The sequence below is a fragment of the Desulfurella amilsii genome (assembly GCF_002119425.1).
Classification (GTDB): domain Bacteria; phylum Campylobacterota_A; class Desulfurellia; order Desulfurellales; family Desulfurellaceae; genus Desulfurella; species Desulfurella amilsii.
The window spans coordinates 299,697-314,357 of the sequence record NZ_MDSU01000018.1 but is presented as its reverse complement, the minus strand read 5'-3'; the positions used below and the strand labels follow the sequence as shown (position 1 = coordinate 314,357).

At 33.6% G+C, this 14,661-nt stretch carries 13 protein-coding genes and 1 riboswitch; of the genes, 4 read left to right on the top strand and 9 right to left on the bottom strand.

The features are described 5' to 3' along the window. Positions 1–4: 4 nt before the first annotated feature. On the top strand, positions 5–1,306 hold the full coding sequence (eno, locus tag DESAMIL20_RS05055) for a phosphopyruvate hydratase (protein ID WP_086033727.1): 1,302 nt from the start codon (positions 5–7) through the stop codon (positions 1,304–1,306). Next, on the top strand, positions 1,287–2,267 hold the full coding sequence (locus DESAMIL20_RS05050; RefSeq protein WP_158090524.1) for a right-handed parallel beta-helix repeat-containing protein: 981 nt from the start codon (positions 1,287–1,289) through the stop codon (positions 2,265–2,267). The genes eno and DESAMIL20_RS05050 overlap by 20 nt, the downstream gene beginning before the upstream one ends. On the opposite strand, the gene DESAMIL20_RS05045 is transcribed toward DESAMIL20_RS05050, so the two are convergent. The 8 genes from DESAMIL20_RS05045 to DESAMIL20_RS05010 form a co-directional block, all read right to left on the bottom strand. Beyond that, the gene (locus DESAMIL20_RS05045; RefSeq protein WP_086033725.1) at positions 2,268–2,735 is read right to left on the bottom strand and encodes an HAD family hydrolase; all 468 of its coding nucleotides are present in this window, start codon (positions 2,733–2,735) and stop codon (positions 2,268–2,270) included. It abuts the gene before it with no gap. Beyond that, positions 2,725–3,102: a hypothetical protein gene (locus tag DESAMIL20_RS05040; protein ID WP_086033724.1), complete on the bottom strand. Its 378-nt coding sequence runs from the start codon at positions 3,100–3,102 to the stop codon at positions 2,725–2,727. The genes DESAMIL20_RS05045 and DESAMIL20_RS05040 overlap by 11 nt, the downstream gene beginning before the upstream one ends. A gap of 50 nt (positions 3,103–3,152) precedes the next feature. Beyond that, on the bottom strand, positions 3,153–5,006 hold the full coding sequence (locus DESAMIL20_RS05035) for a proton-conducting transporter transmembrane domain-containing protein (protein WP_086033723.1): 1,854 nt from the start codon (positions 5,004–5,006) through the stop codon (positions 3,153–3,155). Next, positions 5,000–5,446: an NADH:ubiquinone oxidoreductase gene (locus tag DESAMIL20_RS05030; RefSeq protein ID WP_086033722.1), complete on the bottom strand. Its 447-nt coding sequence runs from the start codon at positions 5,444–5,446 to the stop codon at positions 5,000–5,002. The genes DESAMIL20_RS05035 and DESAMIL20_RS05030 overlap by 7 nt, the downstream gene beginning before the upstream one ends. 12 nt (positions 5,447–5,458) lie before the next feature. Then, entirely contained in the window at positions 5,459–6,682 is a 1,224-nt protein-coding gene (locus tag DESAMIL20_RS05025) for a hydrogenase large subunit (protein WP_086033721.1), read from the bottom strand. Beyond that, a complete protein-coding gene (locus tag DESAMIL20_RS05020; protein ID WP_204218567.1) occupies positions 6,679–7,845 on the bottom strand; it encodes a proton-conducting transporter transmembrane domain-containing protein in 1,167 nt (388 codons plus the stop codon). Before DESAMIL20_RS05020 ends, DESAMIL20_RS05025 begins: the two co-directional genes overlap by 4 nt. 191 nt (positions 7,846–8,036) lie before the next feature. Next, positions 8,037–8,660 (bottom strand): hydrogenase 4 membrane component (E)-like protein, encoded by a 624-nt coding sequence (locus DESAMIL20_RS05015; RefSeq protein ID WP_086033719.1) that lies wholly within the window; start codon positions 8,658–8,660, stop codon positions 8,037–8,039. Continuing rightward, on the bottom strand, positions 8,661–9,608 hold the full coding sequence (locus tag DESAMIL20_RS05010) for a respiratory chain complex I subunit 1 family protein (RefSeq protein ID WP_086033718.1): 948 nt from the start codon (positions 9,606–9,608) through the stop codon (positions 8,661–8,663). 55 nt (positions 9,609–9,663) lie between these two features. Further along, a riboswitch (Fluoride riboswitch) is annotated at positions 9,664–9,726 on the bottom strand. 80 nt (positions 9,727–9,806) lie between these two features. On the opposite strand from DESAMIL20_RS05010, the gene DESAMIL20_RS05005 reads away from it, so the two are divergent. Both DESAMIL20_RS05005 and DESAMIL20_RS05000 read left to right on the top strand, forming a co-directional pair. Next, positions 9,807–11,615: a chloride channel protein gene (locus DESAMIL20_RS05005; RefSeq protein WP_086033717.1), complete on the top strand. Its 1,809-nt coding sequence runs from the start codon at positions 9,807–9,809 to the stop codon at positions 11,613–11,615. Then, positions 11,612–12,586: an ATP-binding protein gene (locus tag DESAMIL20_RS05000; RefSeq protein WP_086033716.1), complete on the top strand. Its 975-nt coding sequence runs from the start codon at positions 11,612–11,614 to the stop codon at positions 12,584–12,586. Before DESAMIL20_RS05005 ends, DESAMIL20_RS05000 begins: the two co-directional genes overlap by 4 nt. On the opposite strand, the gene DESAMIL20_RS04995 is transcribed toward DESAMIL20_RS05000, so the two are convergent. Then, positions 12,578–14,605, bottom strand: a complete 2,028-nt coding sequence (locus DESAMIL20_RS04995; protein ID WP_086033715.1) for a hypothetical protein — start codon at positions 14,603–14,605, stop codon at positions 12,578–12,580. The two genes, DESAMIL20_RS05000 and DESAMIL20_RS04995, sit on opposite strands and share 9 nt — an antisense overlap. Positions 14,606–14,661 lie beyond the last annotated feature (56 nt).

The following is a 14,661-nucleotide window of genomic DNA, read 5'->3' as shown; positions in this document are numbered from 1 at the left end:
TGTTATGAAAATTTCTCAAGTTAAAGCAAGACAGATTTTAGACTCAAGGTCAAACCCAACGATTGAAGTGGATTGCACACTTGAAAACGGTATTTTTGTAAGAACAGGCGTGCCTTCTGGCGCATCGGTTGGTTCAAAAGAGGCATTTGAGTTGCGCGATAATGACAAAAAGCATTTTTTTGGCAAAGGTGTGAAAATGGCTGTTAATAATGTTAATTCCATTATCGCACCAGAAATTATAGGCATGGATGTAACAAAACAAAGAGAAATTGACGAACTTTTAATCTCATTAGATGGCACTAAAGATAAGTCAAATTTAGGCGCAAATGCAATACTTGGTGTATCGCTAGCTGTGTGTAGGGCAGCTAGTATTTATGCAAACTTACCACTTTTTAGCTACATTGGGGGTCTTGGTGCAAATTTATTGCCAGTGCCTTTTATGAATATCATAAATGGCGGTGTGCATGCCAATTGGCAGGGTGCTGATTTTCAGGAATATATGATTGCGCCTTATGGTGCTAAAAGCTTTGAAGAAAGCTACGAATGGGGAAGCGAGATTTACCAATCCCTAAAAAGCTTGCTTAAGGAAAAACGCTACAATGTAAGTGTGGGCGACGAAGGCGGTTTTGTACCGCTTGTGAGCTCAAATGAAGAGCCGCTTGATTTAATCTCTAAGGCAGTTGAAAATGTTGGCTTAAGTATTGGTAGAGATGTAGGTTTTGCGATAGACCCAGCTTCAAGCGAGTTTTACAAAGACGGCAAATATATATTAAAAAATCAAAATTTAGAGTTAGACTCAATTTCTATGATTGATTATTATGAAAAAATTGTCAATGACTACCCAGTTGTATTACTAGAAGATGGGCTTGCTGAGTATGATTGGGATAATTGGAAAATACTGAATGACAGGCTTGGCAGAAACATTGAAATTGTAGGCGATGATATATTTGTAACAAACTTAAATATCGTTAAAAAAGGCGTTTTAGATAACATTGCAAATGCCGTTTTGATAAAACTAAATCAGATTGGCACACTATCTGAGACCATAGATGTGGTAAATTTTGCCAGACAACATAATTGGGGTTGTTTTGTGTCTCATAGAAGTGGAGAAACAACAGATAGTTTTATAGCAGATTTTGTTGTGGGGTTAGGTTTAGGCCACATAAAAACTGGTGCGCCAGCAAGGGGTGAGCGTGTAGAAAAGTACAATCAACTGTTGCGTATAGAGGAGTTTCTTAGTGGCAAGTCTGTTTTTGCAGGCAAAAGTATTTTGAAAAAATCCAATGGTGAAGCGCAAAGTAGTTAGGATTGATAAAGCTTTAGCTATAAAGGAAGACATTAAATTTGAGAATACTATTTTTTTAGTTAGATCTCAAGTTGGTATTGCGTGTATTGGCTGTAGGGTAATTTTTGAAAATTGCAAGATAGTGTTTTATAGGTGCAAAAAAGCAAATATTGGCCTTTTTGCACAAAACGCTAAGGTAAAAATAACAAATTGCTTCATTCAAAACGCAAATGTGGCGGTAAGATCAAGAAATAGCAGTTTAATAATTAGAGAATCAAGGCTTTCCTACAATAAAGAGTATGCAGTTAGTGCTGTGGGCTCAGCAGTTGATATCGAAAACTGTGATATTTGTATCAACGGCTTTGAAATATTTAGTGCCCAAATATCGCTTGAAAATTCTAAAGCAAATATTTTACACTCAAGGATTACAAAAGGCGTAAATTCAACTGCATTGTTTGCAAAAAACTCATTTATAAGCTTAGACAGCACAGAAATATTATTAAATGATGCTAGCGCCATACATTTAGAAAATTGCAGATTTTCCATAAGAAAAGCTAAAATTTACGATAATTCTTTGTTAAACCAAGATTTCTCTCAAGTATACATTGAAAACTCAAAAGGAAAACTCACAGAATCTTTGCTGTATGCTGGCAAAAACTCTTTTGTAATTTATGCAACAAAACAAAGCAGCTTGAAAGTTTTAAACAGCTTTATCTTTGATAATAACAGCGGGATTTTGGCCGATAGGTACTCACAAATTACCATTTACAAAACGCGCATATTCAGGAATGCTTTATTGGAAAGGCAAGCTCAGATAAACGCCGATTCGGCTAAAATATACCTTGTCTCATCAAAAGTATTTGACGGTTTCCAAGGAATATACGCTCAAAAAGTCTCCTTTGTATTCTTAAAAAATTCCAATATATCAAGAAACCAATTCCCTTTTTGCATGTATGAGCTTTCGCATCTAGTCGAAAAATAATTAAGTTCTAAGCGTTGCAACGAGTCTTTTTGGATAAACAAATAGCTCAAGTGCTGATATTATATCACATACAACTATATCGCTATTTTGGATTGCTTCAATGCTTGCACCTTCTTGACCAATCACACAAATTCCAAGGTGGGCGTGTTTTAGCATCAATGAGTCATTTTTACCGTTACCGATAGCCACTAAATTTGAAAGCCCAATGGACTTAGCGTAGTCTAATTTAAATGCTGTTTGGTTTATTAGTGGTGCAATGACGGTCTTGACATCTAAGTCTTTTAATTGCTCTTTTGCACTTGAAAAAGTATCACCTGTTACAACATGGATCTCAAATTCTTTGGAAAGTTTCTCTAAGATGTTTTTTATACCTTCTTTTAGCACACCGCTAACTGCTAGTGTACCGTTGAAATCTAGTATAATGCGCTTAAAAGATACACTTCCCATACCAAAAATTTCAATCTCCATCTTTAGCCTCCAATTTATTAATAAAGTTATTTAGCAGTGCATTGTTTTTTTCTCTTAGCTGATGCAGGCAATTTAGCGACTCCTGCGTGTTTATGTATTTGAGCGTTTTTGCAATATATAAGAGTTCTATCGTATCAGCGCTTAACTGTGAAAGTTCGCACAAATGTTTGATTGCTTTTGTACTTCCAATTTGCCCAAGCATGTAAATTGAAAACATTCTGTATTCTCGTATAGGGTTTTTGAGTGCTAAAATCAGTTTATCCTCATAAGAAATTTTTTCAAATTCACTTAAATTATGCCCGCAATGTGAACATTGTGTTGTGTCTTTATCTATCGGTTTCCAGCAATAAGGACAATACCATTTCATAAAATAAATATGCCCCCAATATTTTGGGGGACTTAAAAAGGCTGATGGGTTTAATTAAATTTAAAAACAAACAATGCAATAATAAATATTGCCACAATATATGTTACATAATAATACAAGTGACCATTCATTATAATTTTTGATATGGTAGAACTCAATTTTTTAAATAAGCGTTCCAAAAAATCGTATATAGAGTTTGAGATATCGTAGCTTTCTACGTATGTTTTTTTCTCTTTGGTCCTGTAAATACCTCTTAGAACATATTCTACTATAAATGAATAACCTCGCGTGTTGTATAATTCATTGTCTTTTAGAGCAAGACCGCCAACCCACGGCATAGTAGTCTTTGTATCTTTGTTTGAAAATTTAAGCAATAATACAACAATGAGCAAAAACACAAACACAACAGCGAACATAAAGGGTGATAAAACACCAAAAACTGGTTTGCTTGAAACAATTAAGGCAGGTTTGAAAACCCCCAAAAGACCATTTAATAAATTACCATATCCAAGATAAATTAGAATTACAAACGAGAAAATACCACTTATAACTACAAGGGCGCTCATTGTATTCTCGGCTAGTTTGATACTAAAGTCCGGGATTTTTTTAATTTTAGAGCTAAATTCACCCAAACTTGAAAAACCAATCAGTTTCTTTATACCAAACGAGCTAAGTCCTATCGCAAGGGCAATTAGTATACCTGTAAATGTAATAATTAATTTAAATGTGGCGTCAGAGAATTTGTACGATTGGAATAGGCTCTCAAGCAGCATCCACTCAGAGACAAAACCTACTAAAGGAGGTACTGCACTAAATGATAAGCCAGAAATTAGTATGCCAAAGCCAGCAGATTTACTAACATTTTTTAAGATACCTCTTACGTCATCTATTGTTTCTTTCCCAAGCGTTTCTTTTGCATGTCCAATTGACAAGAACATTGTTGTTTTTGAGAAAGAGTGAGATATTATCAAAAAAAGCGTTGTAAGGTAAGAAAACTCTGATAACACTGTTAATTGACTGTATTGTGCAAGCATGCTTACGCCAAGGCTTGCTAATATCATGCCATTGTTTTCTACGGTCGAATATGCAGGTAGCGTTTTTAACTGAGTTTCTCTTGCTGATTGCAAAGCGCCCCAAAAGGCACTCAAAGAACCCAGTATTATCGCCAAAATTGCAAGTGTGTATGATTTTTCTAAAGATAAAATTCTAAATATGCCGTATGTGCCTACAAGCGTTAAAGGCACAGAAAGTATCGCTGCTATGTTTGAAGGGGCTTTAGAATAAGTTTGAGCAATCCACACATGCGTTGGCACTATATCCATTTTTATTATAAACCCTAAAAATGCAAAAAGCGCAAATAGAAAATTATTTTGGCCTGCCTGAAACAAAAATGAGCCTGTTGCAGAAAATACGATTGCAAAAGCAATCATTAAAAGAACCGAAGATCCTTCGGAAAAGGCTAGAAAGCGGTAGGCTTGATTATGTGAGTTAACTCTCTCTAATATGCTAAAGAATAGACAGATATTTGCTATCTCAAAGGCTATCAAAAAAGTTATAGCATCTTTGGCACAAAATATAAAAAGCATACTAAGCATAATAAGATTAATCAAAAAAGCCATTGTTTTGCTAAACAGCTTACCAAAATCTATAGAATAAACTGCTATAGCACTAAAACAAATATAGGCAACAATGAGAAAAAACGACGATAATTTGTCTGTGCCTATGCCTAACTTAAAAATATTGTATATGTCTATCTGATAGGAAAAACCCGCATGGTAGCTTTCAAAACCCAAAATAACCACACATAAAGCCCCTAAAAATCCAAAAATGTAACTTAAAGTTTTATTAAAATAAACTGCCATACCCATACAAAAAAATAGTATTGCAAGACCAAATGCTAACATATCAAACCACCTTGAGCTATTTCTATTAATTTTTTAAAAATTTCCTCTGCTTCTATATCGCCCTTTAAATGTTCTACGATGTTAGGTAAGTTTAAATCATATTTATCAAAACTACTATTTTCTATTAGCATTACACCATAAGGCTTTGGCATTTGATTTATTGCCTCTTTAACTATGGGCAGCATTTTTGGTGTTGGTTTGGATAAAATGACAAGTAAATCAGCACTTCTTGGTGTATTTACAAAGAAAATACCCCATCTGTGCGTATTGTATTTTGGTGATAAAAGGCTGTAAAATTCTAAAAGCAACTCAACATCGCACCCAGCATCAATAACGAATACATGTAAAGAGCGTCTAAATGGGTTTGGCTTAGAGTGTAGTTTAAATTTGTATTTTTTGCTATAATGTTTTGAAAGTCCGTAAAATGGCCAAAGTAACATTATTCCTCCGTATTATTTTGCTGCATCCGCAAAAAAAGCGCCAAATGAGTCCACGGTAAATGCAAAATCAGTAAAAATTTGACCTTCTAGTGATTTTTCTATTGCTTTTATTAAAAACATAGAAGGTGCCGCAATATACACATAGTCAATTTTGTTACCAATTAATTCAATATAATAATAAATGGTTCCGCTTGGAGATTCTGCAAAAGCAATTGAGTTTTTTTCTTTTTGATCGTCTTCTATGACAATATTACTATTTGGTACATCTTCTTTGAGTTTTTCTATCAATTGTTTTATGAGCCTCATTGATTGGAAGACTTCTTTTGCTCTGACAATCATTCTTGAAAGTGCATCCCCATCTTCTTCTATCACACTCTTAAAATTGTCAAAAAAATCTTCATAAACTCTTGTATCTAAAGAAATGTTTATGGCTTTAAGCGCTGGCCCATCGAAATTAAACATTTCAAAATCATCCATTGTCAGGATTCCAGTATTGTAAAGTCTATCTAAGTAATTATGGCTTTTTAGAGAAAACTCGTATAGTTTTGAGAACTCGTTTACTATACTTTCGAGCTTTTTTGAAAAAATCTCCATTTGAGCTTTTGGTATGTACTTAATTGAGCCTATGGTGTTTATGTTTTTTAAGAATCTACTTCCAAAAAAAGTTTTATTTAGGCTTAAAATTTCATCAAATAGGTAGATTAAGTGGTTTGTTAAAACCTTTTGTGCTGCAGCGCCGCTTAAGCGTGAAATGACATATATGTGATTAAAAATACGCTCGACTTCAAGCAAAACTAAGCGCATTATTTTTACATTGTCGCTTATGTTTATGTTAAATGCCTCTTCAATTGCACGCGAAAAAGCACATGAATGGGAAAAAGCGAAACTTGCGCAAATTTGCTCTGATAACTTTAGGGCTTCAAAAGGGCACTTCGCGCGCATTTTTTGCTCTATAGAGCGGGATTTGTAAGTATTATCAATATATACTTCTTTCATTCTTTCGCCGTATGTAAATATGTTAAAAATGACAGATTCCAATAACGCCCCGCTTGAGGGACCAAGCCTAAAATTAAACAATTCATCTTGCACCTGTCCAGTTTTGTTTAAGCCTTTTTGCCACAAATAAGCTTTAAAGTCTTTGCTTTGAGAGCTATCAATAAGACCAACAAAAGAACCAGAGCTTACAAGTAACTGTTCTTTGCCTTTATTGTTTATTATGCCAAGCAATCGTTTCATTTTATAACTCCATCAAGTAGCTTGTAAAAAACAGGCACAGCAATTATTATTATTGCAGAAAGTGATATATATATAATTGGTATAAGTGTAAAAAGACTCTCTTTGACTAAAGGTTTAGATTTACTACTAAACACCATGTTTATGACTTTGTAATTTATAAACAAAAAACCACACCCAACAAAGAAAAACAAGGTCATCCCAACAAGCCAACCATAAAGATTTATAGTTTTTGCTAAAATTAATAGTTCTGCAAAAAAGGTAGCAAAAGGCGGTGCGCCTGTGACAGCGAGTGTACCTAAAAATAAAAATAAGCCGGTTTTGGGCATAGTTTTAATAAGACCGCTAATATCTTCGATTTTTTTGCTTTTAAAGTTATGAAAGATGTTACCTGTAAGCATAAAAACACCAGATTTTGCAAGTGCATGTGTAAAAATCAGAATAATTGCCCCAAATAAAGCGTATGAACCTAAACTTATTCCAATTAACGCAAGCCCCATATTTTCGATTGATGAGTAAGCAAACAATCTTTTGTATAATTTTTGATTTAGACTCATAATACTTGCTGTGGCAACACTTAAAAAACCTAAAACAAAAGCAAATTCAGAAAGTAGTACATTATTGTATATCTCAAAAAGGCGTATTATTGGGTATAGTGATACAGGTAGTAAAATTGCGCTGAATATGGCACTTATTGGAGCTGGAGCTTTTCCGTGTGCGTCAGCAAGCCATGTATTCATAGGAAAAATTCCACCCTTTGTGCCATAGCCTACTATTAACAAAATTCCGCCAAGCAAGAATAAACTACCAGGTGCTTTTTGAATCAAAAGTTCGTCTATTAATAGCGTTTTGGCTGAAGAATACAAGAATAATGTAGCAATAAGCGATATAACAAGACCCACAGAAACTATTATGATGTATCGCCATGCTGCTTCAAGTGCTGCAAAATCGTTTTCAACAGCCACAAGCAAGGCGCTTGTAAATGTTGTAGCTTCTATACATACCCATATAAGGCCAAAATTATTTAAAATTACGCTAAAAAACATAACGGCTACAAATAAGTTTAATAGTGTAAAGTATTGATAAACTTTAATAAAACGCTCTTTCATGCTTGAGATATATTCTATTGAAAATAGCACAACTCCTAGATAAACAATTGAGATCATAAGTAGAAAAATTTTTGATAAATTGTCGACATAAAAATAATTTGTAAAATAATTGGGTTTAAATAGACTAAAAATAGATACAATTAAGGACAAGATACTTACTAAAATTGAAATTTCGCGTTCTTTTTTTCTAAAAAAGACAAAGCTTAAAATAGCGCCAATTGTCGCAAAAATTGCAGGCAGTGTGTATATCATCCGTAAAGTTCCTCCTCTTTTTGAATATCTTCATCACGTATTTTCATCAGTATCCCTCCAATCATAACAACGCCCAGGATGTCTAAAATGATGCCTGCTTCTACAATAAATGGCAGTCCGCTAAACAAATATGACAATAAAAAAATAGAATTTTCCATTACGAGATAGCCAATTAGCTGTGCATAGGCATTTGAGCGCGAAATTATTAAAAATGTACCCTGTAGCATAAGTGTAATAGGAATAGAAATTAGGGATTTACCAAACTCGAATAATACTAAAGAGTAGAGGATATAACTAAATATAGCCAGCAGAACAGATGTTAATATAGAAAGACTAACACTGACCCTATGTTTATTTTCTCTTGCTCGGAATGTTTGTTTATTTATGGTATTACTTAAGTACAAAGGTATAAAAACCGCCCTTGTAATAATTGTTAACAATGATAGAATAATCATTGAAAGGTTGCCATTAAATAAACCAAAGTACATCAAAAAGATGCCTAAAATCCAGGACTGTATGGCGAATGTTTTGATGTTGCTCAGTATGTATGTTTGCCACTGCATAAAAATTGAAAGTACAATTTCCAAAAAACCCACCAATACAAATATTTCGCTGTGCATTTATCCTCCATTTACGATATAAAATACCAGCATAGCCATCAAAGCAAAGCTAAAAGCTATGGCAATATAGTCAAAAATCTTAAATAACCTGTATTTTGAAACTATATTGTTTATTATGGCAAAAACTGCCAACAATACAGTAATTTTAAAGAAATTTATAAACATATAAATAAATACAGACAAGAGGTTTAGCTTCATAGGTACAAAAAATGGAAATGTATAAACATTCAAAAAAACATTCATTAAAATAAATGATTTTGCATAGCTTCCCCATTTCACAAGAGCTAATTCTCTTCCTGAGTATTCTTGACTCATAAGACTATCAATAGATCCAAGCTCGTTTGGTGTGTGGCTCTCAATGGGCAATTGTCCTGTTTCAATTATCAAAACAAAGAAAAATGCTATAGCAATAAACAAATGGACTAAAGAAAAAAACCAGCTTGTTGATGTCTGCAGAATATTGTTAATTACATAGGGGTTATTCGTGCCAGATATAACACCAAACATAATAAAAATCAAAAGTATAATAGGTTCTGTGAATATTCCTATGCTTGAAGCTCTTGAGGCGCCTAAAATGGAATAGTTGTTTTTAGAATCTAAAGAAGCTAATTTTATTAAAGTGGAAGCAGCACCAAATACCAACCCGCCACCAACAAAATCAACAACAGGTCCAAATGTTAGAGGGAAAGCTGTAATTATAGGCAATACTAAGGTTAAAAATAGGTACATTGCAAATGTAATGTACGGCACATAAGAAAAAAAATCTGAAGCAGTGCTTGGGTAGATGCTTTGCTTTTTAAAATACTTAAATATATTGTAATATTCTTGAAATATAGAGGGACCGCCTCTTGAAGACAATCTTTCATCAAAAAAATTTAATATGCCAATAGCAAGTGGTGATAAGGCAATGACATATAGCAATTGTAAAATACTCAAAAAAACCAGCATATAAACCCTCGCATTATTATAAATTGAAATTTAGAACGCATACATGACTCCTACATTTTATGCAGGAGTCATCAGCCAAGGTGGGCATTTTAAGGCGAACTCCATCGCCTTTCTTTACGCGCTATTGTATAAATTTTATTTTTTTTGTCAATACCAAAAGCTTGAAAACACTTTAAATTGCGCTATAATAACTTAAGAATGAGTAATTTTAGTGTAATAAAGATTCAATTTTACAAATTAACTAAAGGTTTGGGCTTTTTAATTTCAAGTCAGTCTCATTTTTTGAAGTGGCTTATTTTGGGAGCTATAGTTGGCATTGTTGCGGGTTTTGGTGCTTTAGTATTTTACTATAGCATAAAGCTTGCTGAATGGTTTTTTTTGCACTATTTATTGGGTGCTGTATTGCCACTGCCAAAAGGTGAGGGTGTCAGCGAAGTTTTTGTAATAAAGCGAACTTTTTTAATACCTTTTGTAGTGGTTTTAGGTGGTTTAATATCAGGTTTTTTAATATTTAAGTTCGCACCCGAAGCAGAAGGGCACGGTACGGATGCGGCAATTGATGCTTACCATAACAAAGAGGGCAATATTAGACCTCGCGTGATTTTTTTAAAGACCATAGCTTCTGCTATAACAATTGGCTCTGGTGGGTCAGCCGGCAGAGAAGGGCCAACTGCTTTAATTTCTGCTGGTATTGGTTCGTTGATTGGTAAAGTTTTACACCTTAATGTGCAAGATAAGAGAATAATTGTCGCAATTGGGATTGGTGCAGGTATTGGCACAATTTTTAAAGCTCCAATAGGCGGTGCAATCTTGGCTGCTGAAGTGCTTTACAAGAGGGATTTGCAATCCGAAATTATTTACCCGGCTATTGTTGCAAGCGCTATAGGATACTCTATATTTGGAAGTTTTGTTGGATTTGAACCAATTTTTGGGTTTTACAAATCGCCCTTTAACCCGCTTAGGTTACCTTTCTATGTTATTTTAGGGGTTGTTTGTGGCTATATTGCAATATTATACCCAAAAACATTCTATTATGTAAAAGATAAGTTTACAAAACTAAATATTAACAACATATATAAACCGGCGATCGGTGGATTTGTAAGTGGTTTGATATCTTTAGCTTTCCCTGAAGTTATGGGTGTGGGGTATGGTTGGCTTCAATTGCTTATAAACGGAAAATTTAGTATATTCCCTTCATTTGGTTTGCCTGTTTTGGTGATTTTTTTATTAATGCCTTTTATAAAAATTATAGCTACTGCGTTCACAATTGGCTCTGGCGGCTCGGGTGGTGTGTTTGCACCTGGTATGTTTATAGGTGCATCTATTGGTGTTAGCCTAGGAATTATTTTTCATTATTTATTTCCTGCACTTGTTAGCCAGTACAATATTGGGGCATTTGTTATTGTTGGTATGTTAGCATTATTTGGTGCTGCCGGTAAAGTGCCCATTGCTGTTACATTAATGGTTGTAGAAATGACGGGTAGCTTGCAGCTTCTGCCAGCTTTAATGATAGCAGTATCTATATCTTACCTAATATCTGGAAGCACTACTATATACAAATCTCAAGTGAATACACAAAAAGACTCGCCGGCGCATTTTGGCGAATTTAATATTCCATTTTTAGAAAGATTAAAAATATCAGATATTGGAATGTATAGAAAAATTGCTGTGAATACAAAAGATAGCATAGAAACTGCAAAAGATTTGATGTTTAAAAATTACTTTTCTTCTTTGCCTGTTGTGGATAATGATAAGTTTGTTGGAACTGTATATTTGTACGATATCATAAATGAAACCAATAAGACAATAAAAGGTTTTGTAAAACTAGGAACAGCATCTGCTACTTGTTCAACTACTTTAGAAGATGCATGGAAATTAATGAGTGCAAATAAAACCACTTGGCTTCCTATTGTTGAAAACTCTCAATTTTTAGGTATTGTGAGTTTTGCTGACATATCTGATATTTACAGCAAAAAGTTAAAGGAGCTTAATTTAGAAAACAAATGAACGATTTTGTATTTACAGGAAAAATCAGCATAAATGAGTTTTGCTCCCACATCACTTACTGGAAAAGTGCCTGCAATGAGTGTATAAAGGCTTGTCCATTTGAAGCTTTAGCTATCGATTTTAATAATAAGGTAGTTGTTTTGGATTGTATTGGCTGTGGTGTATGCTATAGCGCTTGCGAAAACGACGCAATTGATTTGAATCGAAATTTGGATATTGAAATCATTAAAAGTGTAGAAAAGCCTTCGTTTGGTTGTATTTTTGCGCAAGGCGAAAACAAATTATCGTGCATTGCAAGGTTATCTGAAAATTTGATTGATTATTTTGTATTGAAGTTTGGTTATATTAACATTTACACAGGTGATTGCAATGATTGTAAATTCAAAAACTCACTTAAAGTTTTTGAAAAAAATCTAAACAAAGCAAGAGAAATCCTAAAAGCTTTGGATATGAGCACTGAATCAATCAAAATTACACAAGCCAAATCAAGCGAGCCATTTGAGCCAAACCTTGGTATACCAAGGAGGAATATATTTAAAATAAAAGGAAATTTACCCAAAAGAAATTTTTTGATTGAGCTTGTAAAAGAAAATATCAAAAATCGCGCTTGTTATAACGGCACAATAAACCTATCAATAAACGATAATTGTGATTTTTGTTCAATTTGTGAGTCAGTGTGTCCAAAAGGTGCTATAATTATAGAAAAAGATCAAACAGCCGCAATTTATTTTAACCCCTCTGTGTGCAGCGCTTGCAAAAATTGCATCGATGCGTGTCCAAAAAACGCCATATCTGAAGAAAAAGCCTTCGTAGATGATTTAATACCGAAAGCACTAAAGCTTTGTGAAAAACCGAAAAAAATTTGTTCTTGTGGCAATGTTTACTATACTGATGCTGAAATTTGTCCAGAATGTGAGATCAAAAACAAAAAAAAGGAAGAATTACTCAGCTACGTAAAAGATTTATTTTAATGGCTCTTTATTTACTTTGTAGAGTACCATTGTAGGAAAGTTATTATAGACAAGCTGAAAGTATTTTTGGTCGTAGTTTCTTAAGATGTACATTTGGTTAAACATAGAGTAAAAGGATTGTTGTTGGAGAATATAAACATTTATTTTTGAGTTTTTAAAATACACTATATCTATATATAAACCTCCCGTATCTAAGCTCTTAAGGGTAAGTTTTTTATCATTGTAAATTGCAAGTGTGTTTATATTAAGTTTTAGCGATGGAGTTTTTAGATACATTTCTTTTGTGTCTATTTCATTTAAACCACAAGAAATAGTGTCTTTTGAAATTTCTCTGCAGTTTCCAAGCTGACCAATTGGCTCAAATAACCCTTTTTTCTTTTTGAAGTCCCATGTACCAAAATAATTTATCCACCCAAATTTGCCAATTTCATCCCCAGTAAATGAAAAATATATTGGTCTTTTGAGCGGTGCATTGAATTGGCCGTTAAATATTTTATCTCTTATTTGTTGGGGTGAGTTTTTTTGTTTTAGCAATTTTTCTATACCAGTATTGCCAATATTTGAGATAGCGCTAATGGTGTTATATGCAATTTTGGGATCCGAATCAGAGTAACTTGTAGCTATAAAGTATGTCTTTGGGTAAATTTGTGATTGGCCATCATGGAATGTAGCTCTATTTGCAAGGTATTCTATAGCAGTGCCATAATCCCACCATGTCCAGATTACAGCCGATTTTGGCGTAATTTTTCCCAAATTTATAAAGTCAGCTTCCAGCTGAGGTGTAATTTTTGGTTCTGCTATAACAATATTTGGAGCAAGCGGAATAAGTGTTAATGATACGGCAAAAAGCCCAACCAAAACATTTTTCACATTAGTCAGTTTTCCTAATTTAGGTTTTATTAACAAATCAAACACATAGCCAAAACCTAAACCTAAAAATGGTGCCAAATACATAGCAAAGCGTTCAGCACCTTTAAAAGCCATAAGACCAATGAAAAACAGAGGTAAAAAAACAAGAAACTTTTTGTAGTTAAACATTAAAAACAACGCTAATCCTGCTAAAGATGCTACAAATACAGCAAAATTGCCACTTGTAAGCTTAGCTAAATAATGCAAATTAACCCTTGCAGCTTCTGCAATTGATACAAAAACATTGGGAAATACTCCCATAGTGGGTCTAAAAAAATCAATCAAATATACATTAATCAAAAAAATTGCATTGTGAATACCCATATAAAGTATAATTGGGTTTGCACTTATAAGAAAAATAACAATTTCTTTCCATCGTTTTTTATAAATACCAAAACTAAATATATGCAGAAAACTTTTTTCACTTATTTCAATAAAACCAAATGAAACAATATATACAATTGCAAATGCCAGTATAATGCCTTCATGCATATACCACCAATAGTACAATTGGGCAAAAATCCCCGCTAAAAATGCATATATGTAGCTTTTCTTGGGTTTTCTAAACTGGCTCAGATACAAAAAATAAGCTATCGCCAAAGGAAAAAATAAATTCATGCAATCTGGCCTTAGCCTGGCTATGAGTGTGCGTGCTATATAAATCAAAGATAAAACACCGGTAACAGAAGAGCTAAAAGCAGCAAATGGATAGCCTAAATCCATTAGGTAAAACACAAGCGGTATAACAAATAAAACAGCTAAGATTGGGACCATGTAAACTGATAAATTTTCAATTGACACATGTAATAGTTTTGAAAGCTCAGCGCTCAAAAAGCTAATCATGAAAATTACAGGTGGAAATGTAGCTATTTTATCAGGATAAAACCTTAATGGATCTTGCTTTAGCGGCTTGTAGTGACCTTCGTTAAAAGCTTTTGCATAGTACGAGTAGTAAAAAGCGTCATACTCTGTATATAGGGCATTGCCTTTATAGTAGTATTTGGAAGGATTTTGATTCCATACATGGATGCTATAAAATCTATATGCCAACCCCAGCACGATAGCTATGCTTATTATTAATAGTGAAATCAAAACTTTTTTTCTATTCAACCTTAACCTTCCAAAAAAACTTGTTGCATTTTATATCATAATTGTATAAAAATCAA

Bases quoted from the DNA above. Each gene is read 5' to 3' on its own strand.
- DESAMIL20_RS05005 (WP_086033717.1), top strand. From the start codon at position 9,807: ATGAGTAATTTTAGTGTAATAAAGATTCAATTTTACAAATTAACTAAA.
- DESAMIL20_RS05045 (WP_086033725.1), bottom strand. From the start codon at position 2,735: ATGGAGATTGAAATTTTTGGTATGGGAAGTGTATCTTTTAAGCGCATT.
- eno (WP_086033727.1), top strand. From the start codon at position 5: ATGAAAATTTCTCAAGTTAAAGCAAGACAGATTTTAGACTCAAGGTCA.
- DESAMIL20_RS05035 (WP_086033723.1), bottom strand. From the start codon at position 5,006: ATGTTAGCATTTGGTCTTGCAATACTATTTTTTTGTATGGGTATGGCA.
- DESAMIL20_RS05040 (WP_086033724.1), bottom strand. From the start codon at position 3,102: ATGAAATGGTATTGTCCTTATTGCTGGAAACCGATAGATAAAGACACA.
- DESAMIL20_RS05000 (WP_086033716.1), top strand. From the start codon at position 11,612: ATGAACGATTTTGTATTTACAGGAAAAATCAGCATAAATGAGTTTTGC.
- DESAMIL20_RS05020 (WP_204218567.1), bottom strand. From the start codon at position 7,845: ATGATCTCAATTGTTTATCTAGGAGTTGTGCTATTTTCAATAGAATAT.
- DESAMIL20_RS05025 (WP_086033721.1), bottom strand. From the start codon at position 6,682: ATGAAACGATTGCTTGGCATAATAAACAATAAAGGCAAAGAACAGTTA.
- DESAMIL20_RS05010 (WP_086033718.1), bottom strand. From the start codon at position 9,608: ATGCTGGTTTTTTTGAGTATTTTACAATTGCTATATGTCATTGCCTTA.
- DESAMIL20_RS05030 (WP_086033722.1), bottom strand. From the start codon at position 5,446: ATGTTACTTTGGCCATTTTACGGACTTTCAAAACATTATAGCAAAAAA.
- DESAMIL20_RS05015 (WP_086033719.1), bottom strand. From the start codon at position 8,660: ATGCACAGCGAAATATTTGTATTGGTGGGTTTTTTGGAAATTGTACTT.